Here is a 26,055-nt window from a genome sequence, read left to right as displayed (position 1 = left end):
GAACAATGTGTCGTCTAGTTGACCGCCAGCGTCTCTGCTCGGACTCGGGCCACGCGCAGTGATTGGCGGAGGCCTGTATGTACGCAACCGTTCAAAGCTCAGGCAAGCGGCGGTTCAGCATTTGAACATTGCCAGTGGCCAGTAGCTCCCCCGTCTCGCCCCACACGGTTCCACGGCCACCGAGGAGTCCGTCGCCGCTTGCTGGACTTTGGGCCTGAAGGAGCATCCATTCCGATTCTGGTTCCTGCCTGTGGTGGAACGTAACTGATAGTGATATCGTCGGCGTCAGATGGGTGATCTGATTCGGGCGTAGGACGCCGGTTGCTGCCGCGTACGGGTACACGTCGAGCAAGATAACGGCTCGCCCTGCGTCGACGAATGGATCGCTGAAGCGAGGTTCGGGCCGATACCTCACCCAGGCGGGAAAGGTAGGAGATTCCCAGAGTTCGTCGGGCCAGGCCCGGTGTTCTGCTACATTGATCGGCCGTTCATCGAACAGTTTCCAGAAGGGGCCAGGACGGGCCCGGTCGGGGCCCAGCAGTTCGTCGGCCTGGTCGAGGGTGTGCGGGGCGGGCACTTCCGGCTTTGGCAGTGACCACGACGGCAGGCCGTCAACGTCATCTGTGAGCGCCCATACGAGCGCCATCAGAACGGGTTGGCCGTTCTGCGTCATGACGACCTGTACCGAATGCGCACGTTTGGCTTGGCGAAGCGTATGTGTAGTAAGGGTTACCTCGCCCGGTTTCGCGGACCCCAGGAAGTGACATTCAAGGCTTGCCGGGCGCCGTCCGCCGGCGTGAAGTGCGGCGGCACGCATCGCTATGACAGCCAGGTAGCCGCCGTTCGGCCCCCAGAGCTGCAGGTTCTCGTCCACCATGGCGGTCCAAGTCCCGGCGTCTCCGACGACCTCAGTCACCTTTTCCAAACCTGCCACAGCGAGCCTCCTATCGCGTGAGGTGCGGCCGGCACCGGGTCGAACGGCCCTCCACACACCTGCGAGGCCGCAACTTACCACGTGGTTAGGTGAATGTAACGGTGATTGCTCACCTTCTCATCTTGAACGCAAGCGCCGTCTGCAGTCCTGCTTCAACCGCTACGCGTAGACCGTAGGGAGATCATCTTGCCTGCTCACAAGCGACTTCTATCCCAACTAAGCAGGTCGGCCTTGCCGCACGCACGTTCCACAGCGAACGTGCCGACAGTTGTGCGGCGTGGCCGTGTCGCCTCCCCATCGTCACGGTGGGAGCGGGCCTCTCAGGAGGTTGTGACACAGGCGCTCAATGTACGCGCTGACACTATGCCTCACCCCTGGTCACTCGCCCTCTGCGCGGCGCTGTCCGGAGGTTTACATCGACAAGATCGCGTCAAGGCATGGTGCCGGAACTTACCATGTGGTTAAATCCTGCTCGTTGCCCCACACGAGCCCTGGCGCTTTGGAGGTGCTGTGCTTTGACCTGCGCAAACGTCCCGGCCCATGTGTTGCATCACTGGTCAGCATCCCCTTGGTCCCACTCGATGCGAATCGGCTGCCAGGAGTCGTCGGAGGTGAGTTCCGGTGCGCGCAGGTGGCTTTCTCGAAAACAGGGCACTATGTAGATCGGTTGGTTCTCGTGCAGTTTCCCGTGTCAGGACGACGTGTCTGTCATCCGCTCCGTTCACTGCGGCTGCTCACTCCGAAATCGTTGTTCGCTCCACCTCAGCCAGCAGAGCATCGGCGCAGTGAGGTGCCAGGATGAACCCTCACGTGGACCCGCCAAAGTCGGTCGATGACGCCGTGCGCGCCGCCCTGCAGGATGTACTCGAACTCGGTAGCACTGTTAGGGACAAGGCAACCGGCGACATGTTCCTAGAACTTTTCTCATACCAGACGGGCATGACTCGACCACACCAGCGAATTTTGGGCAACGTGGCCCGTCGACTGGACCTGATCGGTGCCGTTGGCCGTTTCGTCTGGATGCTTCGCGGTGATAGCGCACTCCCTCCGGTCGCCTACTACGTGCCGCGCGCTGTGAGCTATTCACCCGATGGCCTGAACCTACCCGGGTCGAACTACGGGGCCCGGATTCGGCGCCCTCAGCCAGGTGTGGACCAATTGGCTGGTGTGATCGAACGCCTGCGTCAAGAGCCGTTGTCGAGGCAGGCTGCAACCGTCGTTTGGAACCCGCTGGATGCGGTGCGGGACCCGTTCGACATTCCCTGCGCTTTCGGTACGCTGTACCACTGCCGGGACGACGGCGTTATCGGTACGACCATGATGCGGTCCAATAAGCCATCCGTCATGCCGGTGAACTTCTTCGAGTTCTCCCTTCTCGCCGAACTCGTCGCAGCAGAGCTCGGCCGCCCGCTTCGCAGGTACCTGCACTACACGGGTGTGCTGCAGGTGCCCGAACGCGAACTGGACGATGCGATGTCCGCATCGCAGTCCTCCGGGGAAAGCTTCGAGATGGATCCGATGCCGACGGCCCCTGCGCCGCTGGACCAGGCGCAGTCGCTGGCAGTGTTCGAAGAAAGGATCCGCACGTGCAGCAACGATCCTGAGCTGAAGGCGGTCATGGCCGGCGCACAGGAGAAGCTGCACCCGTATTGGTATGCGTTCTGCCGTGTCCTGTCACTGCAGTGGCTCCTGCACGCGAACGAGCCTGATCAGGCACTGGCCGAAGCGGAGGAATTGCCGGAGTACTTCGCAGTTCCGGCACGAGAGACCCTCATAAAACGGCGCGCAGCCCGCCGGTGACTCGTCACCACCAACGAGGACGATGGACAGGGAGCATCGACACAGATGAGCATTTCAAGGCCCGTCCAGCATGGCGGTCAGACTCTAGAACGCCGGTTCGTACTCGAGGTCGGCCGCTATGGCTGGTCGGGCGACCCTGAGCACCTCGATATTCAGGATGACCTGCTGGCCGGACAGGATCTCCTCGACTGGTCCTTCCTGACGACGCAACTCTACCGCCATCGGCTTCTCGGCCTGTGCTGGCGGATGCTCACCGGTCCCTGGTCGGCCTGCGGCGGGCGGCTCCCTCGCGGACACGCCCTTTACGAGACCTGGTACCGGGCTACCACATATCGTAACCGCGTCATGCGGAACGAGATCCGGCGCATCGCCGAAGCGCTGCGCAAGGCGCACGTGGAGGCAGTGCTCAGGCGGGGTCCCGCACTGATCGGCCATGCTTACGACGACATCGGTGTGCGGCCGATGTCCGACATCGATCTCCTGGTGCGGCCGGGTCATGAGGAGGCGTTCATGACCACCATGACTGGTTTGGGATATCTCACGGGGACCCTTTCGTCAGATAAGGCGCGAATCGTCGAAGAAAAGAATTACTCCAGTCATCTTTCGCGGCTCCTGCTGGCAACCGAAGACACGATGCTGCCGTTTATCATCGTAGATCCGGAAAACTCCATTGTGTGTGGCGACTCGAATTACGGGCTTGCCGCAGAAGAGATCTTCGACACTGCCGGAGATTCGGGCGATTCGAAACCTGGTTCGATGCAGGTCATGGCAGCCCACCATCTGGCGATCGACCTTTGCACCCATCTTTACGAAGAAAGTACGCAGACAGAGTATGTGCGACGTGGTCGATTTCAGCGCATCATGCAGTACGTGGATGTGCTGGCCATCGCCGTAGAAACCGACTGGGACGCCGTCATCGCCACCGCCCGGAGGCATCGCCTCAGCGCATCACTGTACTTCGCTGTCGAGAACGCTCGCCGTCTGTACCCGGATTCCCCAATCTCGCCCGGAGTTGCCGATCGCCTCGCGTCCGACGCCGCAGTCACCCCGGACTTCGCTGACAGGTATGGCATGGACGCCGCGGCCGGATCATGCAGCTGGCAGATCGGGATCGTCGAACGCATGTTCACCGACTCCCTGCCTACTACCTGATCCCAGCCATACTAGACACCTTCCTCAGGAGACCTCGTTGCCCGAGCATACTGAAACGAGCGAGTCGGCAGGCGTGTCATCATCCCGTGGGTCCCAGGTCATTGCGGACTTCTGGTTCGACCCGGTCTGCCCTGGGCCTGGGATCACCTCGCTTGGATGATGGAGGTGGAGCAGGTGAGGCCCGTCCGCATCCGTTGGCACATCATGTGCCTGGCCATTCTGAATGCTGGCAACGTGAAGACTGACCGGTATCAGAAACTGATGGACCAGTCGCTTGGAGTGGGACGCGTGGTCGCCGCCGCCGCCCGGTATGGCGGGCAGGTCGGTGCCGATCCGCATCAGATACAGGGGCGGCTGTACTCTGAACTGGGGAGAATATTCCACCTTCAAGAAAGGCCCTATGACGACGACGTGTTCCGGGAGGCACTACGCGGGGCACAGCTTCCCGAGGACCTCGCCGAGGCCGCCGAATCGGCCGACGTGGAGTCCGTGCTCCAAGCTAGCCATGACGATGGAATGCGGCGAGTCGGCCTGAAGGTCGGCACGCCGATCATATCCGTGTCCGGTAATTCCTTCTTCGGGCCGGTGGTCACTCCGGCCCCCGCCGGCGAAAAGGCTGGCAGGCTGTGGGACGGAGTACTGCTGGTGTCGGAGACCGATGGCTTCTTTGAACTGAAGCGCACGCGCACCCGCAAACCGAAGTTCCGCTGAGATGTCACGTTCACACCCGAGTTCCGAGAGTAGCGGTTCCACCGAGCCGTGCCGTGGGCAGACGCACAGCGTGCGGGTGACCTCCGATGCGGTGGTGAAAACGTTCCGCACCGTCCGACATTCGGAGCATCTGCGAGAATGGCGCGCGTTGCATCTGCTGGATGAATTCGTCCCAGGACTGGCACCGCGTCCCCTTCGGATGGAAATCCGCCGTACTTTCCCCAGCATCACGATGAGTCGGCTGCCGGGACACGCGCTGCAAACGGTCCCACCGCCTGCCGAGGAGGTCGCGCTCATCGCAGACGCCCGTCGGCGGATGCACGCCGCGATCCCCGCCGACGCCGTACTCGACATGCCGTACGCCATCAGCCATGCGCGCGTTGAGGTACCCAAGCTGCGGCGGTGGGAGGCTCTGGCCGCGGTGAACATGGCGAGAGCCCAGGACAGCCGTTCCCCTGAGCCAGGCAGGGCACTGGACGCCGCGCGCAACTGGCTCGCCGGGCCCGAGCCCCGGCGTCTGGTGTCCGAACCCGGGGACGTGTGCTTCGGGCAGTCAGATCCCAACATCCGGAACTTCATCAAGGACGGGAGCACGCTCCAGATTGTCGACTTCGAGGACTCCGGCCGCAGTGATCAGGCCACCGAACTGGCCGATCTACTCGAACACGTCACGTTGCGCGGCATCCCGAGCAGCGACTGGAGCGAGGCGATCGGCGCCGCGTGCAGTTCACCACAGAGCACCGAGCGGCTCCTCATGGCACGCCGCATGAAGGCCGCCTACTGGCTGCTCAGATCGCTGGCCAGGGACGATCCCGCGGTCGCCGGCGCGGTGACCGAGCGCCGGGTCCGCGCCGAACGCTTCCTCACGCTCATGCCCTGACACCTGGGAGCCAGATGTGGAATATCGGCAGCTAGGCCGGGCGGGACTGCGGGTCAGCGCAGTCCTCCTTGGTGGCTGGAACTTCGGCAAGGTCACCACGGAGCGAGAATCCCACGCCCTTCTCGACCGGGCCTACGAAGCGGGAATCAATGTCATCGACACTGCGAATAAGTACGGCCGGGGCGTCAGCGAGACCCATATAGGCAACTGGCTGGCTTCGGATCCCGGCCGCCGCGACCGCATGGTGATCGCCACGAAGGTCTTCGGCGCCATGAGCGATTGGCCCAATGACGGCCGCCTGTCGGCCCGCCATATCCGACAGGCCGTGGAAGGCAGCCTGAGCCGGCTCCGGACCGATCGCATCGACCTCTACCAGCTTCACCACGTGGACCGCTGCACTCCCTGGGAGGAGATCTGGCAGGCCATGGACGTCCTGGTCGATCAGGGCAAGGTGCTCTATGTCGGCACCTCCAATCATGCGGGCTGGCAGCTGGCCCAAGGGCAGGAGTCCGCCTTGAAGCACGGTCGCTCGGTCTGGTAAGCGAACAGTGCCTGTACAACCTCGCCGAACGCAATGCCGAGCAAGAAGTGATTCCGGCTGCCCGCGCCTACGGGCTCGCGGTGCTCCCCTGGTCGCCCCTCCACGGCGGCATGCTCGCAGGAGTGCTCGCCGCCGGATCCTCCGAGGGAAAACGGCGGCACGCCGGACGCGGGGCCCACTCCCTGCTCGGCCACGCCGACCAGGTCCGACGCTTCGAGCACGTGTGTGCACAGCATGGACTCGCGCCAGCCGAGGTGTCGCTGGCGTGGCTGATCAGCCGTCCCGAGGTGACGGCACCGGTGATCGGGCCGCGCACCGTGGAGCAACTGGAGTCCGCCCTGCGCGCGATACGGCTGCGCCTGCCGGACTCACTGACCAAAGAATTGGAAGAGATATTTCCCGGGCCCGGCCCAGCTCCGGAATCGTTCGCCTGGTGAGGACCGACCATGCAGAGGACACGGACTCCCGGATGGACACGGTGATGGCTGGAGGGAAACTGACCAAGCTGGCATGCGTCGACCCAGGCGAGCATGCCGAGTACATACGGGCTACGCATGGCCACAGTGTGGGGCTCCGCGAACTCGGGGGGGTCGTCCTTCTATATCAGAACGCGGCGGTGCGAAACCTCCACGCGTCCGCGGCATTAAGCGCCCCCGTTCCATGGGTGTCCGCAGACCTGCGCATCCTGGGAGGGCCCGGTGAGCCGGTCGGAGTGTGCAGCGGGTTCGGCATTGGCGGACCCGCGACCGCAGTGATCGCTGAGCAGCTCATCGCGCTCGGGGCCCAGCGTCTCATCGCCGTCGGAACCGCCGGCGGCCTTGGGACGAGCGTCGCCGTCGGCGACCTCATCCTGTGCGAGAGCGCCATCCGTGCCGAAGGCGTTTCCCATCACTACTGGGAACATGGGGAGCCTGCGCGACCGACCGCCGGACTGACGCATAAATTGCTCGAGCGGCTCAGGACCACCGCCTGCCGCCTGCACCGCGGGACGAGTTGGACCACCGACGCGCTCTACCGGGAAACGCGCGAGAAAGCAGATGAATACGCACGGCAAGGCGCCTTGGTGGTTGAAATGGAGGCTGCCGCGTTCTTCGCGGTCGGCCGGTACCGCGACATCGAGTGCGCGGCCGCCTTCGCGGTGTCCGATCTATTGATGCCGGGTCGCCGAACCCCGCGCGGCGCCCGCTCGGACGCCACTGCCACCTCCCTGAACACCGCCGTCCATGCCGCCATCTCGACACTGCGCAACTGACCGAACCCTAGGTAGCCGCCGCTCATCGACTCCGCCGCCACCCGGCTCACCCGTTTTCTCGCTACGGCAGCCTGCCGAGGCAGCCCCCGGTGGCATAGCCGACCACACCCTAAATCCGCCCACGGCGGTCGCCGCCGACATGAACTTGGAGAGTCATGCAAACAATCGAGGAAGAAATTCAAAAGATTCAGGACCGTGAGATCATCGTCGGGGCGCCGTACGACTTCACGGAAAAGCCCAAAAAGCCCCTCAGGGTCGTCTTCCTGCTTCCCTATGGGCACGAATACTCACTTCTGTGCATGGGCCCCCTCGCCCTCTACGACCTGATCAACCGAAGGAAGGACGTCCCCGCGGTCGCCGAAAGGGCAATTATCTACGATTGCCTTACTGAGGACGGACAGCGCCTCCGTACACCAGCCGGGGAGACTTATCGATCTATCGAGAGCGCCGCGCCGGTTGCCGAAGCCGACATCATCGGGGTGAGCATCACCAATTCCGGAGACCTACCCTCCTTTTTCAGACTCCTCGACCTGGCTGGCATTCCACGGCGCAGCGAGGAAAGGCGACTGGGAAGGCATCCGCTGGTGGTGGGCGGAAACGGCGGGTTCGCCAACCCCGAGATCCTGGGTGACTACCTGGACGCCATCGCCCTCGGCGAGGGCGAGCAGTCCATGCTCCAGCTCATCGATATCGTTCGAGACGGGCTCGACGAGGGCCGGCCGAAGGACGCGGTCCTCGAACGCATGTCGCAGGTACCCGGGCTCTACGTGCCGAGCATGTACTCCTATGAGTTGCGGCCGAGCGGTGGTATCTCCAGCGTCAAGCCGCGCCGGCTCACGGTTCCAGCGAAGGTTCACGCTCAGTACCTTGGAGTGGAGGACCTCCACGACGCGCACTGGGTCGCGCCGATCATCGACGGCACTTGCGGAATGATCGTCCCGACTCTGGGCTGCCGCTGGGCATGTCATTTCTGCACCCTGGGTGTACCGTCGTTCCGGCAGGCCCCGTTCGACCTACTGATGAGCTACATCGATAAGCTAGAAGAGATCGGGGCGAGCCAGATCATCATCAGCTCTCCCACCTTCACACAGTATGGAAAGCGCTACCGGCTGCTCGATCGACTGCGTGAGTACTCGGGGCGCGCGGCGAACAAGGTGACCACCATCATCGGGTCCGTTCGCGCCGACGAACTCTCCGCCCGCTACCTTTCAGCGGTCTCCGAACTCGGCGAATTTGGACATCTTTTCACGGAGCTCAAACTGAGCTCCACACGTGGCATTGTGACTATCGCTCCGGAGTTCGCCAGCGCGGACCTCGTGGCAATGTTCAACAAGACCATGACGCTCCAGCGCGTGCACAAGTCGATCAATCTCCTCAAAGAGAACGAGGACTTCGCACACATCATGCTCTACTTTATCGTAGGTGCGCCCGGAGAAACGCGGGAGGATCGTGCGGCGATCGCCGACTACGCAGTAGACATCTTCAACCGATTCGAGCGGCCTGATGGGACCATAATTCTCAAGCTTCAGCAGTTCATGCCCAAACCGAACACGGTCAGCCAGCGCCTCCCGATGAGCGACCCCGACCATACCGAAGAATTCGTCCAGGAAATCCAGGATCGACTCCGAGCATTGGTCGGCGACCAGGCCTACGAGCGCAACTACCGTGTGCTCTGGGGCGAGTCCAGCAGACTGCTTCTGGAGAGCGTCTGCCTGCGTGGTGATCGGCGCATCGGAAGAATACTGGAGCGTCTCTACGACGATGGAATGGACCTGACCGCCCTCACGGGTGAGCAACTGCGGAAGGTCCTAGACGCCGAGGACCTCGACCACTCCTATTACCTGCGCGAGTTGAGCATTGACGAAGTCGTTCCCTGGGAGGTCGTCGACAGCGTGGACACCGCGCAGGAGGCCGAGCTGATCCGGGCTTTGAAGGAACGTACGGCCCACGATGCATCCGGACGCCGAGAATGAGCCTGGCCGCCGATCCAATGCCGCAGAGCACGCTCCCCGGTCTGTTCCTCGTGGTCGAGGGAGCGGACGGATCGGGCAAGAGCGCCATAGTCGGGCGGCTGGTCCGCCGGCTGGAGCAGGACGGGCGGTGCGTCGACCGGCTTCGGCGCGACGATCCACTCGGCCCGGCCGAGTACACCGACATCATCACGGCGGTCGGTTCGCTGTTCAGGGCGGCGAGTGACCTGAGCACGAGTTTCCAGGTCCTGTCTCTGGCAGCAGCCACCCAGTACGCGGCGCTACTTGAGAGCCAGGTCATGGACGGCCTCGGGCAAGGCCGGATCGTGATCGCAGAAAGCTGGTGGGCCAAGACGTGGGCGCGGCTGGGCATCGAGGCGTGCCGCCGCGGTGCCCTTCCAGAGCATGCCCTGCCAGCCTTCAGCGAGTGGCAGCGCAACCTGCTGCCCGACGACCTGTTGCCGCGGACCAACAGCGTCACGGTTCTGGTGGAGGCCGGCGAAGAAGACCGGCGCGGATGGTACGAGCAAGCAGGATGCCCGGATCCGGTATACGACCCGTCCGGTGCCACGACCTACGCACCGCGGGAATTCGTGGCCTTCACCAGTGAACTAGCGGCAGTCTTGCGAGGCCTCGGCCGAGCCCGCGGATGGCCCACGGTCCGGAACGGGCGAGACCGCACCATCGACGAAGTCTGCGATGACCTTCTACGCGCAATTGATGAGCATCTGGAGGGCGTGTGATGAAGCGCGAGCGCATCACCGACGAACACGTCGCCGAACTCGAAAGGCACGGATATGTTCTCGTGCCGGGCTTTTTGTCGGCACGGGAGGTTCAGTGGTGCCGCGAAGCGGCGGCGTACTACTTCCCCGATGACGACGAACTGGCTGCGGCGCCGGACCGCTACACCAATCATCGCAAGGTCGCCACTTTTCCCTTCGTCGACGACGCGCTGAACCGGATTACCGTGCATCCGGCGATCCTCCGGTTCTTGGAACGGTCGTACGGAACGACGCGGCTGCGGCTTGGAGAATCGACGCTTCAGGTCAAATATGGCACCCGCTTCGGAGCGGGCGACGACCAGAATCTACACAACGACACGTGGGGGAAGAAATCCCTCGCGTATCCGCGGGATGACGGCCTCTTCCGGCAGACCTTCATGATTCTCTACTACACGAATGTCATGGCGGGCCATGCCCCGACGTTCGTCGTCTCGCAGGAGCACACACGCGGGATGGACCTTCTCACCGAGCACGGCATGACCGTCCGGCCACCGGACCTCTTCCCCGAGCTCTACTCGAAGGAGACACCAGTGCACGCAGAGGCCGGATCGCTGTTGATCTTCACTGGAAGCACTCTTCACCGCGGCACGGCCATGACGGCGGAAACCGGCCGACGGCTGGTTCACTTCATTACCTATCACTCCGCACACGTCACCTGGATGCAAGACATCGCCTGGCCCTCAGGAGAACGCCCGTATCCGGATGCGGCTGCCCTGCGGCGTTTCATAGAGACTTCGAGTCCCCACGAGAGAGAGCTGATCGGCTTTCCGGCCGTTGCAGATCCCTACTGGGACGAGGTGACACTACGCGGTATGGCCGCACGCTATCCCCGGATGGACATCGCACCCTACCGGAAGGCTTTTCATCAACGCTCTAAGGACGTGGAGTGATACGGCGCCGATCACGGAAGCGAGATAAAGTGATTTCCAAACTGTAACGATGTCTAGTCGGTCGCAATCCACATGTGGTGGCTTCGGACTCTTGTGACGCTAGTGAGACTCCGCTTCGACGTGAGCAATATCCATGCCAGGTCCGTTCCGTAATCGTGCGCCAAGGAGAAGAGCAGTGAAATTGTGTCTCAATCGCGTCACACTGTCTCGTGACACGTCCGCCGGCGAGGTCGTGCGCGCCTCGCATGCGGCGGGCTTCCCCTTCGTCGAGTTGTCTGCCCGCCGCCTGCTCGAGGCTGTGTCCGGCGATCCGCAGGCCGCCGAGCTGGTCTCCAGCGGTGCCATCACGCCTGTGCACGGAGGATGGTCCATCCGATTGCACTGGGAGCGTGACCGCTTCGAGCAAGCACTCCCCGAGGCCATCGCGGAAATGGAGGCGGTTGCACGGTTGGGTAGCCGCAGCGGAGCGTTGGTGCTGCCGCGGCAACGGCCCGATACCGGCTTCCTCGTGCCCGGCAGAGAGGAAACGCTCGACCGGATCGGCAGGGTCGCGGCTTGGGCCGCCTCTTTTGACCTGTCGCTCATGCTCGAGTTCAACGGACTGCACACCTTCGACCGTTCCGACCGCGGGTGTAGAACGCTGAAAGAGACCGTCGAACTCATTCGTTGTCTTGGATCGCCAAACGTGGGGGTACTGCTCGACAGTTATCATTGGCATGCCTCCGGTGGAACCGCTCACGAAGTTGCTGAAATTCCGGCGGATATGCCGATTTTCGTTCATCTGAACGACGCTCCGGACATCAGGCGCCACCTGTTGGACGACTCGCTGCGTCAGCTGCCTGGTGACGGCTGCATCGACCTTCCCGCTCTCTTGGCCGCCCTGCAATGGCGCGGCTACGAGGGCCCTCTCTCAGTCGAACTCAAGAATAGGGAGCTGCACTCCCGCTCGCCGTACGAGGCAGCCCGGCTCGCCCACCGGGCTGCGGCTCGGGTCCTCGAACAGCCGCGCCCGCACGTCGGAACGGCCACCGAGGCCGGCAACTCATGACCGGCGCACCGAGGACACGTCTGGCCCTGCTCGGATGCGGGCTCATCGGCCTCGAACATATGCGCGCCTGGCAGGCTGTGGCCGCGGCCGCGCCCGGAACATTCGAGATCGTGGCCGTCTGCGACGCCGACCCGGGCCTCGCCCAACGCGCAGCCGACCACGTGACGAGTTGGCAGGATCGCCACCCGTTGGTCTTCACGGACGCAGAGGCCCTGATCGGGAGCGCGGCTCTGGACGGCCTGGACATCTGCCTGCCCGTCCATCTCCACGAACAGGCGGCGTGCACGGCGCTCGCCCAAGGCGTCCACGTCCTGGTGGAGAAGCCCTTGGCGCAGACCATTCCCGCGGCTCGGCGCATGGTGGAGACCGCTCGGGCGGCTGGCCTTGTCCTCTCTCTGGCAGAGAACCACCGACGGTCGCCGTCCATCAGAACGGCCCACTGGCTTATCCAGAAGCAGAGGGCCCTCGGAGAGCCGCAGATCTTCCATGCCCAACGGAGCCGCTACCGGGCCCCGCTGCCCCAACAGTGGCATTGGCGTGCTGATCGCCGGCTGAGCGGCGGCGGATGGGCCATCGACAACGGAGCACATCTCCTGGACGTGATGCGGTACCTGTTCGGGCCGGTGGAATCGGTCACCGCTCTCGCCAAGCGGATGGTCGACCAGCCGCTCGACGGAGGATCTGTCAACGTCGACCAGCGAGAGGACCTGCTCGCAGGGCTGCTGAATTTCACGAACGGTATGACCGGCATCTTTTCGTCCACTTCCGGGCTGCCTGGGAACGAATACTTCCACTTCAGCATTCAAGGGACAGCGGGCGCGCTCGTCTGTGACGGTGGCCAACTCTTCCACGCGCCGTTACCGGAGGCGCGGATCCGAGATCAGCGCGGAAACACGCGCCAACTGGACGAGTACACCGCCGACTTCCTGCAGTCGCTGTCCGGCAAGGAGAGTGACCGCCTATTCCCTCATGGGCTGCGCCAGGATTTCCCCATCGAGTGCGCCGAGTTCCTCCGGGCAATCAGGCAGGGAGGATCCGTGGAAATCGATGGACTGTCGGCCATGGAGACACTCGCCACCTCCCTTGCCTTCTATGAGTCCGCGGTCATCAGAGAAACAGTCCAGGTGGCGGATGTCATGGCGGGCCGCGTTCACGCATACCAGGCCAGTATCGCCGCCCCCGACGGCCCCCTTCAGCACGACTTCAGGGAGCAGGTCACCCGCTGGCCGTGAAAGTGGCTGAGAAGACGCTCTCAACATCGCAGCCGAAGAAGGAAAAATGATTCGCACCGATGAAGGCGAACTGCGTTTCCCACGTGATCCCGCGCTCGGCGGCTGGTACACCGAGGAAGAGATCGGCGCCGCCGTCACGGCCATCAGAGAATCCATGGACTGGCGCGTGGGCTTCCGCGCCAAGCATCGCGAGGTGGAGTTCGAGGACGCCTTCGCCCGGTTCGTCGGCGCGGCGCACGCGGTCGCGTACAACGGGGCCGGAAGCGCGCTCGACATGGTACTGAAAGCCCTCGAACTGGGCGCTGAGGATGAGGTCATCTCTTGTGGAATCAACTTCGTCGGTGCACATGTCAGCGTACTGGGCAGCGGTGGACGACTCGTCCTGTGCGAACCCGACCCCGCCACCCTCAACCTCGATCCACAGGATGTGGAAAGGGTAATCACATCCAAGACCAGGGCCATCCTGGCCACCCATATGAACGGGCTGGCTGCCGATATCGACGCACTGCTCGACATCGCCGCGCGCAATCCCCATCCCGAGTTCGGGCCGCCGCTGGTCATCGAAGACGCCGCACGCGCCTGCGGAGCGACGTACAACGGGCGCAGAGTCGGGAGCCTCGGATGGGCGACCGTCTTCAGCTTTCAGAGCAAGAAGCTCATGACGACCCTCGGCGAGGGCGGCATGGTGACCACCGATGACGCTTCGCTGGCGGCGCGACTGCGGAGGCTTCGGTCGTTCGGCAAGAACATTCACTGGGGCACCAATCTCAAGATGTCCAAGGCGCAGGCCGCGGTGGGACTCGTGCAACTGCGCCGTCTCGATGCCATGAACGAGCGAAGAATTCATCTCGCCCGGCAGCGCAATGAATGGCTGGATAACACGGTTCCACTTTCCTTGCCGTACGAGCACGCGGACCGGCAGCACGTGTACTACCGCTATTCGGTCCTGGTTCCGCCGGAGTGGCGCGGCGCCGCCGGGACCGATTGATTGAAATCCTGGAAAGAGAATATGGTGTGGGCTGCATCGTGGCCGATCCCCAGACATACGTCACGCACCCGATGGTGCGGGAAGCCACCCTGGGTCAGGATGCCCCACTGACCGACGAAGTGGCCGAACGGCTTCTGTGCCCATCGCTTCATCCCCTCATGAGCACGACCGAAAACCAGATGATCGCCGAGGCCATCGACTCCGCCGTCCGCAAGGTCAGTTGAATATCTTGGCGCGGCGCGGTTTTTCTCCCGATGGGACTGCGCCCACGGAACCCTCCGGCCGATGGCAACGCCGCCCGTGCCGGCCCCCGGGGAGTGATATGTAGTGCGGAAGAGCCCCTATCACGCGGCCCTGAAAGCGGAGAGTATCGCGAGTTCGGCCAGCTGGTCGGCGGTCCGCGCGCTACTGGCGGAACGTCGCCAGCTGCTGTCCCTCCTGCCCGCGGCCGGGAGATGGCGCGCGGGATGCCTGATCGCGACACTGGCCGCCGCGGCGGCCGCTCCGCCCGCCACAGCCCTGGCCACCGGAGAGCTCGTCCACGCGGTGAGCGCGGCCGCCGATACGGGTGCGGTGGCCGGTCCCCTGCTGCTGGTGGTGGCGACCCTGCTCGGGCAGCAGTTGGCCGAGGCACTGTCCGCCCACTGCAGCATCCTGGTGGCCCGGGACATCGACGGCGCGGTACGGCGCAGAGTCCGTCACCTCGCGTTCCTGCCCCGCGGCGTGGCGCACCTCGGTGCGCAGGGTTTCCGTGCCGATGCCACCCGCTCCAGCGACGCGGCGTTCACCTGGCGGGTCCGCTCCGCCGGGACGGCCGTGGCCGGGCAACTGCTCCTGCTCTCACGTGTCTGCGCGGCGGTGGCCTCAACGCTCGTGCTCGCCGCCTGGTTCCCCGCCCTCGCCCTGTGCCTGCTGGTCGCCTCGCTGCTGGTTCGCGCGATCATCCGTCGTCACCTGCTGTATCTAGCCCACGTCGGTGACAGCGGAGCACTCCAGCAACGGCAGGCCGAGTACTGGGCGGCGCTGGCCCGCGGGAAGGAGGGTGCCAAGGAGGTCCGCCTCTTCGGTCTTGTGGAATGGGTGCTGCGGCGCAGGCTGAGCCTGCACAGGGGCTGGGTCGACCAGAACGCCTCCGCCCGGCGGTTCGTGACCCGCAGCCAGGGGCTCACGGTGGTCCTGGTCACGGGGTCCGCACTGGGCGCGCTGCTCATCCCTGGCATGGCCGCAGGTTTCGGAAACCTCGATCCGAGTGGCGTGGCCACCTGCCTGACGGCGGCATGGGGCATCTTCCAGATCGGGAGCATGGGCTTCGAAGCGTTCGACATCGAGTACGGCGCGGGCGCGGCCCGCGCCCTGCACCGGCTCGAGGCGGAGTACGGGACGGGGAGCACCGGTGCACCTCCCGAGGCCGTGCGACCAGTGGGGTATTCCCGGGCGCGGGCTCCCGGCCACCGCTCGTCCGGTTCGAGGATGTGAGCTTCGCCTATCCGGGCGTCGGATCGCCGGTGCTCGACCGGCTCTCGTTGGAGGTCGGGCCAGGAGAGGTGCTGGCCATCGTGGGCGTCAACGGGGCCGGCAAATCGACGCTGATCCGGCTCCTCGCCGGCATGCACGAACCCGACCGCGGACGAATCACCATCGCCGGCAGGGCATTGCCGGACATCGATATCAAGGACTGGCGGCGCCAAGTCACGGTGGTCCTGCAGGACTTCGTCCGGTATCCGGCCACCGTCCGGGACAACATCACCTTGTCGGCACCGGAACTGCCCGCAAGCGATCAGGCTGTCGCGGACGTCCTCGACATCTCCGGCATGCGGCCTCAGGTCGACTCCCTCCCCGGCCGGCTCGACACCGTCCTGTGGGAAGGGGCCGCCGACCTCTCGGGCGGCCAATGGCAGAGGACGGCGATCGCACGCGCTCTGTACGCAGTGCGCCGCGGGCGCTCGGTGATCGTCCTCGACGAACCCACGGCCCAGTTGGACGTGGAGGCGGAAGCCGAGTTCTATGACCGCGTCGTCAGAGCCGTACGCGGGACCACGGTCATCCTGATATCGCACCGGTTGTCGACCGTCCGGAATGCCGACCGCATCGCGGTCCTGAGTGCCGGCCGCATCACCGAAAGCGGCACCCATCCGGAACTGATGCGGCGAAACGGCGATTACGCCGAGTTGTTCCGGCTGCAGGCGTCCCGGTTCGACGCAGGGATGGAAGATCGGCGAGGGGCGGCGCGGTGAGACGACTACTCGGGGCGGCCCGCGAACTACTGGCGCTGGCCTGTCAGGCGGATCGGGCCGCGGTCTGGAAGATCGCGGTGGTGTCGGTCGTCCTCCCTGGCGGGGTGGCGGGTGTAGGGCTGAGCCAGCGCTGGCTCGTGGATTCCGCCGGAATGCGTTCGACCTCCGGAATTGCCGCCGCGGTGATCGTCGGGGTGCTTTCGCACACCACGGCCGTGGTACTCAACCGATATCGAGCGAATCTCAGCCACCTGCTCAACGACCAGGTCGTGCTCGTGCTCAGCCACAATCTGCTGCGCCGCACCGGACGCATCGCGTCCATCGAGCACTTGGAGAACCCCGAGTACCTCAACCGCCTCTCGCTAACCCTGAACGGGGCACACGGCCTCGCAGCCTTCTGCTGGACGGTCGCCGAAACGGCGACCTCGGTGCTGAGCTTGGCACTGAGCTTGTGGTTGCTCGGCACCGTTCACCCGGTACTGGCGTTGCTGGCACTCTGCGCGGTGCCCCCGCTGTGGTTCGGCAACCGAGCCGAACAGATCGTGAATCGCGTCAAGGACCTGACGGCTGAGCAGCATCGCCTTGAAATCAGCCTTCATGAGCTGTGCCTCGAGCCGGAACCGGCTATGGAACTGAGGATCGCCGGATCCGACGAGGATCTCAGCCGCCGGGCTGGGCGTCTGTGGGACGAACTTACCGAGCGCGAGGCCGCCGCCCGGGTGCGCGGCACCGTCCTACAGATGCTTGGCTGGGTGTGCTTCGCAGCCGGTCTCGCGGCGGCGCTCACCGTGACGGCGCATCTGGTGAAGCAGGGACGCGCCACCGCTGGCGATGTCGTCATGATCGTCACCCTCGGCACACAGCTCCGCCAGCAGATCGCCGCCACCCTGAACGGAATGCGACGCATGGGGGCGGCCCGTCACATCATCGACCACTATCTGTGGCTGCGAGACTACGCGGATCACCGGCCCCGGGGCAGCCGACTACCGCCGGAGCGCCTGCGCTCGGGCCTTCGCGTCGAACAACTAACGTTTCGCCACCACGGCGCGGAAAGGCCCGCTCTGCGCGACGTCGACCTGTTCTTCCCGGCCGGTTCGGTCATCGGCCTGGTCGGTCCCAACGGAGCCGGCAAGTCCACGCTGGTCAAGCTGATAACGGGCTTGTATCAGCCGGCACACGGAGAAATCCATATCGACGAAGAACGACTGTCCGAACTAGCTCCCGATTCCTGGGCCGCGCGTTGCAGCGGAACTTTTCAGGATTTCGCGAAACTCGAGCTCGTTGCTCGCCATACCGTTGGCGTCGGCGACCTGCCGCACCTCGATGATCTCGCCGCGGTAGCCAGGGCGAGCGAGCACGCGGGCGCCGCGGACCTGCTCGAGGCACTCCCCGACGGACCGGACACCCAACTCGGCGAACTCTTCGACGGAGTCGAACTGTCCCACGGGCAATGGCAGAAAATGGCGCTCGCTCGCGGCAGCATGCGCGAGCAGCCGCTCCTGCTCGTCTTCGACGAGCCGACCTCCGCCCTCGACCCGCATGCCGAACACGATGTCTTCGGGCGTTTCGCGGCACAGGCCCGCCGCACCGCGGCACGCACCGGCGCTATCACCTTGCTTGTATCGCACCGTTTCTCAACAGTGCACATGGCCGACCGCATCGTCGTCCTCGACGCCGGCCGGGTAGTGGAGGAGGGCAGCCACAGCCAGCTCCTCGATGCCGGTGGACTGTACGCAGGCCTGTACCGAGCCCAAGCGGAGGGGTACCGCGTCGAGGAGGAAGGATCGAACGGCAGGCCACCACGATCCGGCGGGACAGGCCCGGATACGGGAGATCTTCCATCCCCACAAACCGGACGAGACGCTTCCGATGATGCAACAGACAAGAGAGGACCGTAAAATGAAAGAGCCCACCATCAGTGACACAGGCGTTACGGCCCGTATGCTGAAAGAGAAGCTGATACAGATGGCGTCGAGTCGCCCCGAGGGCGATGCCCTTATCGGCATCGACGAGTTCGGTAGCGAGGACCGTGTGAACTGGCGTGACTTGAAATCGGCCGTCGAAGCGAAGGCCGATTCGATTTCACGGGTGGCGCGTCACACCAAAGATCCGGTGGTCTATCTCAAAGCAGCCGCCGACACGCCAACAGCAATAGTGATCATTTCGTGTATCTATGCTAATATTCCGGTGCTAGCGCTAAGCATCCACGGTGACCGAGAATTTCAGACGCCGATCTTGCGGACAGTGCGGGAACGGTACGGAGAACCGGTATGTGCGGCGGACCTGGAAAAATCGATGAAGGTCACCGCTTCAGCGAAGAGGGGACCGGTGGAGGAGTGCCGGACCCCGGGCAGCACCGCGAACAGCGGACACATCGCCGACCCGTCCGGGGGACGGCCCATGTTCATTCTCACCTCGTCCGGCTCGACCGGAAGCGCTAAGGTTATAACACACTCCCACCCTCTCGGAGACGTGAACAACAACGTACCCAATCTGATGTTTGCGAAGGCGGGGTGGCGTTCCGGTCAACGACAACTCATCATCTCCTCCATCTACCATCTGCCTTCGTTCTTCACATTGCTCGAGGGTGTGCTCGGCGGTTGCACGACGGTGTTGCAGAAGAGCTTCGAGCCGAGGCAAACCCTGGCGATCATCAAGCATCATGTCATAGAGTGGCTGATGACCACACCCATGCACATGCGGGAAATGCTCGATGTGGAGACCGACCTTACATCCTCCCTTCGCTCTCTCCGTGGGCTATTGCACGGTGCGGGTCCCTGTCCCGCATATGTCAAGCGGGCGTGGATCGATCTACTTTCACCCGACCGGGTCTTCGAAACGTACTCTGCAACCGAGTTGGTGGGCTCGACATTCGTTGACGGCAACGAATGGCTAAAGTACCCCGGGACCGTTGGCCGTGCTTTTTATCCCGCTATCACGATCCGCAAGAAGGACGGCACGGTCTGCGAGCCCGGCGAAGTGGGCCGAGTATTCTTCGCCTCCACGGAAAACGAGGAACTTACGCGCCCTTGGCTCGACCGGCTGGCCAGTGGGGATCAGAGCCTTGGCGACCTGGGCTGGATGAATGACGAGGGGTACCTTTTCCTCGCCGGTCGAGAAAAAGACCAGGTCACGGTCGACGGGACAATCGTCACCCCGGCGAAGGTCGACTCCGTCATACACGGCCACCCGGATGTAAATGACTGCCTCACGTTCATCGTCGAGGATCCCGCAGCCCGTCCCAGTTTGCACGCCATGGTGGTGCCGACGCCAGGCAGAGTCATCAGCATCCCCGAATTCCGGCGACACTGTGCGGCTGCACTCGCAGCCGACGAGATACCTGGGTCCTTTTCGCTCACCGAACGGATCCCGCGGTCAGACATAGGAAAGATCCGCCGCAGAATAACCAGGACTCAGCTCGCGAGCATGCTCGCGGACAGCGAAACGGAGGAACGCGGGTGAGCGCACCGAACACGCATGACGTCACCCTCAAGGCCAATGTGGTCGTGAAAACCTACCAGGTTCGGGCACAAGATGCGTCGATACGGGAGTGGCGAACACTGAATTTGCTGGAAAGGTACGCTCCCGATCTCGCTCCACGACCGCTGGAGGCCGACTTGGCGGCCGATCCGCCATACGTGGTGATGAGCAGGCTTCCTGGCGTGCCGTTGCAGGCGCTGGCAACGCGGGAGCAAGCCGAGGCGATGGCCGGGGCGCTCCGCAGAATGCAGGATTCGGTGCCGCAGAATGTTCTTGCCAGCGTGCCGGCCAGGGCGGGAACCGCGCCGGAGTTCATCGCGGGGCTGCGCAACGCGTACGGACAGGAACCACGACTCGGCTCCGACGCCTTAGTGGTCGACGCATTAAGGGTAGGTTCGCACTGGCTAGCGCAACCACAGTTGGACCGGCTGGCGGTGGAGGTTGAGCCGGTTCTCGGCAGTGGTGACGGCAATGCGGCAAATTATCTGTGGGATGGGGAAAAGGTACGGGCCATCGACTTCGAGTACGCCGGCCGCAGCGATCGATGGTTCGAGTTGGCGGAAGTGGTGGAGCACGTGTCAGTATGGGTCGGCGCGGGGATAGACGCCGAATGGGTTATGTCTTGTTTTGAACCTTCGCCGGCCCAGGCCCGGCGCCTGCACGACTGTCGCCGACTCCTGGCATTGTACTGGCTCCTAGCGCTGCTGCCCGACAGTCCCGGCCATAATCGCAATCCACCAGGAACGGTGCAGCGACAAGCTCGAAGGGCTCTCGACCTCCTCAGTTAGTCCCGGCTTTTTCTCGGCGCCACCAAATAGCCCAACCGGCACCGTGGAAGAGAATTAGGGCCCGAGTGGCGACCAGCCCCTTGCGGCTTCGCAGCCCGAGATCACAGTCTTCGTCATTTGCATGACCGTGATGGTTGTGACCGCGAGAAGCGGATCTGACTCAATTCCGTGAAGCGGTCACAGAGTGTGCGTCCTGGAGGCCGGGACGGGCCGATCGCAGTTGAGTAACACTCCGCGTAGGAGAGCGGCCGCATCGCCAGGATCTGGTTCGTCCCGGAACTGATCCCCACGAGCGGCCGCGAGGGCATTGTGCTGCATGCCCGCACGAGCGAGAACCCCTGCTGCTGCGTCGATCTACTCTTCCCGCGCCTCAAGGACATGCAGGTCGATGCCGTTACCGAAGCCGAGGACGGTGTCGTGTCACGCACGTCAACTCGGCCGGTGCGCGCCCGCCGAAGATCTCCTGAAACCGTCAAGTCACGGCTGAGCCCGTCAAGAAAGCCCTGAAGCCAGAGTGTCAACGATGTCTTGGAGCCCCACATTCACAGTGGTGTTCGCTTGATCGTCGACAGTCGGTCCGGTTGATGTCCGTTTGTCTCTCGGGCTGGGTGGTTGGGCATCATCCAGCGCGGGTCCGCAAACTTACAGGCGATCAGTCCCGCTGAACCGCACGGGCGAGAACTTTACCGCCAGCCTGCCGGACAGGAACTGGAAAATGATGGCGATCGAATGCCGAGAAAAGGGCCTCATACCCCGCCCAGGGCCCCGGCAAAGTCGTGAAATGAGGGTGTGACCTGGGGCTGTCGTTCATGTTGTCTGGAGCAGTGTGACGGCGCGTTGCGGGTCGCGGGCGTGGTGCCGGTTGGCGGCGGCGATGTAGCCGTGCCCGGCCAGGCGGAGCAGCCTGATCGCCAGGCTGCGCAGCGTGGCCATCACGCGGGGCGCGTTCGCGGTCCTGACCAGCGACTTGTCCTCCTGGTAGGTGACGTCCCGGACCCAGTGCAGCCGGTTCTCGATGTGCCAATGCCCTCGCACCCACGACGCGAGCGTCGCCGGGCCGGCGGCCCGGCCGTCGGCGCTGGTGACCAGGTAGACCACCTCGACCGTCTTCTTGCCGCGCCGGGTGACGGTCCTGCGCAGCTGGGCGACCTGCGCCGCGCCGGTGAACCCGGTCCATGCCGGGGCGGCGGCGACCTTGATCGTGCGGCGGGTCCGGCGGCCCCGGCCCGTGGTCACCGTCGAGACCGCCGGCACCTGGGCCCAGGGCAGCCTCTTCAGCCGCCGGTACAGCCCGGGCATGTTGCCCTTCACCGTCATCACGTAGTCCGCGTCCCGGCCGACGACCGGTTCGGCGGTGTCGGTCTGCGTGTGCTGCGCGTCCATGGTGATCACTGCTCCGGTCAGGTCGGGGAGGGCCCGCAGCAGGTCCCGGACGGCGGGGATCTCGTTGGACTTCGCCGCGACCTGGACCTGTCCGAGCACCGCACCGGCGCCGTGCGCCAGGGCCGCGACCAGATGCGGCGCTTTGCCGCCCTTGCGCTTGGCGCCCCGGACGGTCTTGCCGTCGACCGCGATCACCATCCGGCCGCCCACGCGGGCGGCCCGGGTCCACAGCCAGGCGCCCAGGACCGCGTCCAGCGTTCCGGCATCCAGGGCGGCGAACGCCCGCCGGAACGTCGATTCGTCCGCCGGCCCGCGGGTCGCGCCCAGCGCGTCCAACACCTGGTCACCGGCGTCGGCGGCCCACTGCCCGATCGCGGCGAACGACCGCGATCCGGCCACCACTGCCACGATCCCCACCGCGAGCACGCCGACCAGGGTGTGGCGCCGGCCGCGGCGCTTGCGGGGATCGGGAACCTGCGCGAGCAGATCCAGCAGATACTGGCCGCGGGCGGCGGAAACAGGGGAAGATGTCATCGGCGGGTGGGTCCTGTCAGCGGCGATGGTGAGCGTCAGAACTTCCATCGAACCGCGCGGGGCCCACCCGCCACTCGCGAACACCCAAACCCGCCTACTGGGCCTGCGAACCAGCAGGTCACAGTCTCACTTCACGACCTTGCCGGATCCCTGATACCCCGCCCCAGACGTCGGCGTGTCAGAGGATGGGGGGCCGGCCAGCCCTGGTGAGTCGGGCAACGGTGGTCCAACTCATTGGTTCGCGGGTGCCGTGGCCTCCGCGCAATCCTTCGGCGAGACCGATGAGAGAGGAGCGAAGCGCGGCAGGGCCTCGGAAGCGCCACAGCGTCAACAGCGCCCAGGCGGTGAGGTTGGCGGGGATCAGCGGGGCCGGGAGATTGCGGTAGGCGAGCCAGACGCGGTTGCGGGCGTGAGGCGGTAGAAGGTGACATGCCGGGCCGGGTCGGTGGACGGGTGGTGCACGATGATGCCGGGGGCGTAGTAGCCGGTGTAGCCGCGATCGTAAAGCCGCCACGCAAGGTCGACGCCCTCGTGGAAGAGGAAGAAATGCCCTGGCCAGCCGCCCACAGCCTCGAATGCGGCGCGGCGGACCATCACGACTCCCTCGGCCATCACGGTGACAGGACCGGGTCGGGTGGAGTCGGAGGCGCGTAGCCGCGGCACCCACCGCCGCAGGGTGACGCCGGTGTCGGGGTCAGCGATGCGGGGCTGGACGTAGGCGCGGGCAGGGGCGTCGCTGAGCTCACCTGCGAGCCGCGCCAAGACACGCGGGTCGGGGAGGTAGGCGTCGTTGTCGAAAAAGAACAGCAGCTCACCCCTGGCCTCGGCGGCGCCGACGTTACGGCCTTCGGGGATACCGACGTTGTCGGGCAGCTCGACAGTGCGCGCCCCCGGTGGTACCTGCACCGGTGCGCAGCCGTTGCCGACCACCACCACGTCCAGGTCGACGTCCTGCTGACCCAGTAGTGAGGCCATGGCCAGGGCAAACTCGGCCGGGCGGTCGTTCATGGTCAACACGACCGCGCCGATGGTGGGGCGTGGGGGAGTGCTGCTCACCGAGGCCGGTTCCTTTGCGCAGATCTAGCGTCGCGGATATTCGCCTGATGGTCATCACACCGTCAGGCCGTTGTTGAATCATACTAACGGGCCCAGGTCGGCTGGGGTCGTGCCGGTTCAGATGTCGCGATGCCAGCCGCCCCGGCCCCCTGCAGTGGGGAGACGCCCTCGGCGTTCTGGTCGGCTGTCTGCGCTCTGCAGCTCGTCGGCTGGACGACCTCACACTCACCAGTAACCGGCCAGGACGGTCGTGCTTGGGGGCGGCGAACTTGTCCGACGTCGAGCGGCTCTGGGCGCAGCAGGCCGCGGTGTTCGGTGCCCCGCCCTCAGACTCCACGATCGGCCGGACCTTGGCCGCGCGGTCGACGGCGACCTCCTGTCCAAGGTCGCTTGAGCGCGGGCGCGGGTCCGCCCGAACGTGTGGGGTCTGCTCCATCTGCGGCCGGGCGGGTTTCCGTGGCTGGTGGTGGCCGGGAAACGGCTGACCGGCCAATCCGGGGGAAAACCCGCCGTTCTGGCGGTGCTCGCCGGTGACGGCGGCGCTCATCGCGTCGGTGAACGCCTCCCGCAGGTCCTGGGAAAGGTCGGCCCAGCCGAGCCGGTTGGTCTGCGCGGTGGCCTGTGCCGTGGTCGTCTGCTGTTCGCCGTCGCGCATCGCCGCATTCCGTCACGTCCGATGTCCAGTAGCTGGAGTGTCTCAGTGCCGCGGTCGTGGCGGAGGTCGTACTCGCAGGCGGCGCCAAGGAATTCCATGGCGGCGGCCGCGACCGCCGTAGGCGGTCGCGGCCATGTGCTCGGCCGGTGTCAATGGGTGGTTGCGAAAGAGATCCATGCTGGCGCGGCCGTGCTCGTTCGCCCGGCGAGCCGCCAATCAGGGTGCTTTCGATGTCGAGCACCTGATGGCGACCTTCCATCTGCTCCCTTGTTCGGGCCTGGGCCGGCGCCGGTCGCCACACTCGACGGTGTCGCGTCGGGTCCCGGTTGCCGAAGGCATCGCGGCGACAGGTGCCGATCATGGGGTGCCCGGGCACCGGGGTCAAGCCTCGGGCCGCTGGGCGAACGCCGTGCGGAACCCGCGAATGGCGGCGCCACCACGGTGGCCGTGGTGGCGCCCCGACGCGACCGGCGCGGCGTGAGGCGTGTGTCAGCCAGCGTCCGCGCTATGAGGGAACGGGCATTGCCAGTGGGCTGGCGAGCGCGGCGTGCAGACGGGCGATGTGCGCGACCGCCATGACCGTCGCCGGGTCGTCCTGGTCGAGCGCGACGGCGGCGAGCAGTTCGGCCTTCAACCGGTGTTCTTCGAGGGTGAGCTGTTCATCGCCTTCCAGCTCGATCAGGTCGGTCAGCGACTGTCGCCGGGCCCCATCGAGGGATGTGGTCTTGATGTCCATTCGTTCCCGCTCCTTCTTTCTCGGCTGTGTCGCGGTCCTCGGCAGGCACGCACGGCAGGTTTGGGTTGGTGACCGGGATCGGTGCCGGTTGCGGCGTGCTTCCTGGCGAGCCCCGGCATCGTGCATCCCTTGTCGTCGTTCACTGCGGAGACAGGGCCGGTCGGCTCGGGTTCCCCGGTGGCGTGCCGGTCCGGCGGGCCGGGCTGGTTGCTCGTTTCTGCCGGTCCGGAAGGCCGGTGATGGCCGCTCCGCGTTGGCGGGGGCGGCCGGTGTCGGCGGTCAGAACGATGGCGGCGGCGTCTTCGGCGGACTGGCGCGCGAGCTGGGGCAGGACGCTGGTGTAGATGTCGGAGGCGATCGCCAGGGAGGACAACCTGAGGGTTTCCTGGACGACTTTCATGTCGTGTCCGGCTGCGAGCAGGAAGGTGGCGGCGCCGTGCCGTAGGTCGTGCAGCCGGATCGGCGGTAGCCCGGTCTCCATGGACAGTTGCTCGAACTGTTCGGTGACCTCGTTGGGCCGCAGCGGCCGACCGTCCGGGGTGGTGAAGACGTAGCCGGTCTCGCCCCAGGCGTCGCCGGCGGCGAGGCGTTCGGTGTTCTGCTGGGCCTTGTGGGAGCGCAGGACTTTGATGGTGGTGGAGTCCAGGGTGATGGTGGCTCGCCGGCTTCGGTTTTGGGTTTGCCTTCGAAGGTGTCGTCGCCGATCTGGGTGATCTGCCACCGGATCGTCGCCGTCCCGGTGTCCAGGTCGAGGTCGGCCCAGCGCAGCCCGCACGATTCACCGCGCCGCAACCCGCGGAACGCGATGAGGTGGTACTGGGCGTACAGCCGGTGCCGCCGGGCCCGTTCCAGGAAGCGTCGGGTGAGGGCGGGTGTCCAGACCATGACGCGGGACGGGCGTGGGGCGCCGATGTAGGCGTCGAGCCGGTTGATGCGTTCGCCGATCCGTTTGTGGGGTTCGAGGCGGGCCTGGCGTTTACGCCGGGCGTCCATCTTCTCGGTGTGGGCG

23 protein-coding genes and 1 pseudogene are annotated in these 26,055 nt (G+C 65.0%); 19 read left to right on the top strand and 5 right to left on the bottom strand.

Translation table 11 applies throughout. The features are described from left to right. Positions 1 to 91: 91 nt before the first annotated feature. On the bottom strand, positions 92 to 934 hold the full coding sequence (locus tag BJF79_RS18340; RefSeq protein ID WP_075899040.1) for a thioesterase family protein: 843 nt from the start codon (positions 932 to 934) through the stop codon (positions 92 to 94). Between the two features lie 798 nt (positions 935 to 1,732). Here BJF79_RS18340 and BJF79_RS18335 point away from each other — a divergent pair. The 19 genes from BJF79_RS18335 (at position 1,733) to BJF79_RS18255 (ending at position 20,682) form a co-directional block, all read left to right on the top strand. Continuing rightward, on the top strand, positions 1,733 to 2,734 hold the full coding sequence (locus tag BJF79_RS18335; protein WP_083733560.1) for a thymidylate synthase: 1,002 nt from the start codon (positions 1,733 to 1,735) through the stop codon (positions 2,732 to 2,734). 45 nt (positions 2,735 to 2,779) lie between these two features. Beyond that, entirely contained in the window at positions 2,780 to 3,886 is a 1,107-nt protein-coding gene (locus tag BJF79_RS18330) for a nucleotidyltransferase family protein (RefSeq protein WP_075899036.1), read from the top strand. A 156-nt stretch (positions 3,887 to 4,042) separates the two neighbouring features. Further along, positions 4,043 to 4,597 carry a disulfide bond formation protein DsbA gene (locus BJF79_RS18325; protein WP_316043378.1) on the top strand — a complete coding sequence of 185 codons (555 nt, stop codon included), beginning with the start codon at positions 4,043 to 4,045 and terminating at the stop codon, positions 4,595 to 4,597. A 70-nt stretch (positions 4,598 to 4,667) separates the two neighbouring features. Further along, positions 4,668 to 5,477: a phosphotransferase gene (locus BJF79_RS18320; protein WP_075899034.1), complete on the top strand. Its 810-nt coding sequence runs from the start codon at positions 4,668 to 4,670 to the stop codon at positions 5,475 to 5,477. A 16-nt stretch (positions 5,478 to 5,493) separates the two neighbouring features. Then, positions 5,494 to 6,018, top strand: a complete 525-nt coding sequence (locus tag BJF79_RS65665) for an aldo/keto reductase (protein WP_316043377.1) — start codon at positions 5,494 to 5,496, stop codon at positions 6,016 to 6,018. After that, on the top strand, positions 5,961 to 6,455 hold the full coding sequence (locus BJF79_RS65660; RefSeq protein ID WP_316043379.1) for an aldo/keto reductase: 495 nt from the start codon (positions 5,961 to 5,963) through the stop codon (positions 6,453 to 6,455). The genes BJF79_RS65665 and BJF79_RS65660 overlap by 58 nt, the downstream gene beginning before the upstream one ends. 32 nt (positions 6,456 to 6,487) lie before the next feature. After that, the gene (locus BJF79_RS18310; protein ID WP_075899064.1) at positions 6,488 to 7,270 is read left to right on the top strand and encodes a nucleoside phosphorylase; all 783 of its coding nucleotides are present in this window, start codon (positions 6,488 to 6,490) and stop codon (positions 7,268 to 7,270) included. 155 nt (positions 7,271 to 7,425) lie between these two features. Continuing rightward, positions 7,426 to 9,243 (top strand): B12-binding domain-containing radical SAM protein, encoded by a 1,818-nt coding sequence (locus BJF79_RS18305; RefSeq protein ID WP_075899032.1) that lies wholly within the window; start codon positions 7,426 to 7,428, stop codon positions 9,241 to 9,243. Beyond that, positions 9,240 to 9,983 (top strand): hypothetical protein, encoded by a 744-nt coding sequence (locus tag BJF79_RS18300; protein ID WP_075899030.1) that lies wholly within the window; start codon positions 9,240 to 9,242, stop codon positions 9,981 to 9,983. The genes BJF79_RS18305 and BJF79_RS18300 overlap by 4 nt, the downstream gene beginning before the upstream one ends. Continuing rightward, positions 9,983 to 10,912 carry a phytanoyl-CoA dioxygenase family protein gene (locus BJF79_RS18295; RefSeq protein WP_075899028.1) on the top strand — a complete coding sequence of 310 codons (930 nt, stop codon included), beginning with the start codon at positions 9,983 to 9,985 and terminating at the stop codon, positions 10,910 to 10,912. Before BJF79_RS18300 ends, BJF79_RS18295 begins: the two co-directional genes overlap by 1 nt. A gap of 175 nt (positions 10,913 to 11,087) precedes the next feature. After that, complete coding sequence (locus BJF79_RS18290) at positions 11,088 to 11,960, top strand: sugar phosphate isomerase/epimerase family protein (protein WP_075899026.1); 873 nt, start codon at positions 11,088 to 11,090, stop codon at positions 11,958 to 11,960. Next, on the top strand, positions 11,957 to 13,192 hold the full coding sequence (locus tag BJF79_RS18285; RefSeq protein ID WP_075899024.1) for a Gfo/Idh/MocA family protein: 1,236 nt from the start codon (positions 11,957 to 11,959) through the stop codon (positions 13,190 to 13,192). Before BJF79_RS18290 ends, BJF79_RS18285 begins: the two co-directional genes overlap by 4 nt. 46 nt (positions 13,193 to 13,238) lie before the next feature. Continuing rightward, positions 13,239 to 14,180: a DegT/DnrJ/EryC1/StrS family aminotransferase gene (locus BJF79_RS18280; protein WP_262402231.1), complete on the top strand. Its 942-nt coding sequence runs from the start codon at positions 13,239 to 13,241 to the stop codon at positions 14,178 to 14,180. Between the two features lie 26 nt (positions 14,181 to 14,206). Beyond that, positions 14,207 to 14,404, top strand: a complete 198-nt coding sequence (locus BJF79_RS60620) for a hypothetical protein (protein WP_262402230.1) — start codon at positions 14,207 to 14,209, stop codon at positions 14,402 to 14,404. Between the two features lie 103 nt (positions 14,405 to 14,507). Further along, complete coding sequence (locus BJF79_RS55535; RefSeq protein WP_075899022.1) at positions 14,508 to 15,656, top strand: ABC transporter ATP-binding protein; 1,149 nt, start codon at positions 14,508 to 14,510, stop codon at positions 15,654 to 15,656. Beyond that, positions 15,653 to 16,414, top strand: a complete 762-nt coding sequence (locus tag BJF79_RS18270; protein WP_075899020.1) for an ATP-binding cassette domain-containing protein — start codon at positions 15,653 to 15,655, stop codon at positions 16,412 to 16,414. The genes BJF79_RS55535 and BJF79_RS18270 overlap by 4 nt, the downstream gene beginning before the upstream one ends. After that, positions 16,411 to 18,312, top strand: coding sequence for an ATP-binding cassette domain-containing protein (locus tag BJF79_RS18265; protein WP_075899018.1), 1,902 nt, complete (start codon positions 16,411 to 16,413; stop codon positions 18,310 to 18,312). The genes BJF79_RS18270 and BJF79_RS18265 overlap by 4 nt, the downstream gene beginning before the upstream one ends. A 1-nt stretch (position 18,313) precedes the next feature. After that, positions 18,314 to 19,876 (top strand): AMP-binding protein, encoded by a 1,563-nt coding sequence (locus tag BJF79_RS51095; RefSeq protein ID WP_158079217.1) that lies wholly within the window; start codon positions 18,314 to 18,316, stop codon positions 19,874 to 19,876. Beyond that, complete coding sequence (locus BJF79_RS18255) at positions 19,873 to 20,682, top strand: aminoglycoside phosphotransferase family protein (protein WP_075899014.1); 810 nt, start codon at positions 19,873 to 19,875, stop codon at positions 20,680 to 20,682. Before BJF79_RS51095 ends, BJF79_RS18255 begins: the two co-directional genes overlap by 4 nt. Before the next feature lie 807 nt (positions 20,683 to 21,489). On the opposite strand, the gene BJF79_RS18250 is transcribed toward BJF79_RS18255, so the two are convergent. The 4 genes and pseudogenes from BJF79_RS18250 to BJF79_RS18235 all read right to left on the bottom strand — a co-directional run bounded on the left by BJF79_RS18250 (position 21,490) and on the right by BJF79_RS18235 (position 25,767). Beyond that, positions 21,490 to 22,599, bottom strand: coding sequence for an ISAs1 family transposase (locus BJF79_RS18250; RefSeq protein ID WP_075899062.1), 1,110 nt, complete (start codon positions 22,597 to 22,599; stop codon positions 21,490 to 21,492). 360 nt (positions 22,600 to 22,959) lie between these two features. After that, entirely contained in the window at positions 22,960 to 23,655 is a 696-nt protein-coding gene (locus BJF79_RS18245) for a glycosyltransferase family 2 protein (RefSeq protein WP_262402229.1), read from the bottom strand. A 1,144-nt stretch (positions 23,656 to 24,799) separates the two neighbouring features. Continuing rightward, positions 24,800 to 24,847, bottom strand: a pseudogene (locus BJF79_RS67045) (hypothetical protein); the annotation flags it as partial. Positions 24,848 to 25,185: 338 nt separating this feature from the next. Further along, the gene (locus BJF79_RS18235) at positions 25,186 to 25,767 is read right to left on the bottom strand and encodes a tyrosine-type recombinase/integrase (protein ID WP_075899010.1); all 582 of its coding nucleotides are present in this window, start codon (positions 25,765 to 25,767) and stop codon (positions 25,186 to 25,188) included. Between the last annotated feature and the right edge of the window lie 288 nt (positions 25,768 to 26,055).

The organism is Actinomadura sp. CNU-125, from assembly GCF_001942465.1.
In the GTDB taxonomy this organism is placed as follows: Bacteria; Actinomycetota; Actinomycetes; order Streptosporangiales; family Streptosporangiaceae; genus Spirillospora.
Note: the sequence above shows the minus strand (reverse complement) of the source record. Positions and strands in the feature narration are given on the sequence as shown.

Coding starts and splice junctions, on each gene's coding strand:
- BJF79_RS18335 (WP_083733560.1), top strand. CDS start 1,733: ATGAACCCTCACGTGGACCCGCCAAAGTCGGTCGATGACGCCGTGCGC.
- BJF79_RS18330 (WP_075899036.1), top strand. CDS start 2,780: ATGAGCATTTCAAGGCCCGTCCAGCATGGCGGTCAGACTCTAGAACGC.
- BJF79_RS18325 (WP_316043378.1), top strand. CDS start 4,043: ATGATGGAGGTGGAGCAGGTGAGGCCCGTCCGCATCCGTTGGCACATC.
- BJF79_RS18310 (WP_075899064.1), top strand. CDS start 6,488: ATGGACACGGTGATGGCTGGAGGGAAACTGACCAAGCTGGCATGCGTC.
- BJF79_RS18305 (WP_075899032.1), top strand. CDS start 7,426: ATGCAAACAATCGAGGAAGAAATTCAAAAGATTCAGGACCGTGAGATC.
- BJF79_RS18300 (WP_075899030.1), top strand. CDS start 9,240: ATGAGCCTGGCCGCCGATCCAATGCCGCAGAGCACGCTCCCCGGTCTG.
- BJF79_RS18295 (WP_075899028.1), top strand. CDS start 9,983: ATGAAGCGCGAGCGCATCACCGACGAACACGTCGCCGAACTCGAAAGG.
- BJF79_RS18285 (WP_075899024.1), top strand. CDS start 11,957: ATGACCGGCGCACCGAGGACACGTCTGGCCCTGCTCGGATGCGGGCTC.
- BJF79_RS18280 (WP_262402231.1), top strand. CDS start 13,239: ATGATTCGCACCGATGAAGGCGAACTGCGTTTCCCACGTGATCCCGCG.
- BJF79_RS51095 (WP_158079217.1), top strand. CDS start 18,314: ATGAAAGAGCCCACCATCAGTGACACAGGCGTTACGGCCCGTATGCTG.
- BJF79_RS18250 (WP_075899062.1), bottom strand. CDS start 22,599: ATGACATCTTCCCCTGTTTCCGCCGCCCGCGGCCAGTATCTGCTGGAT.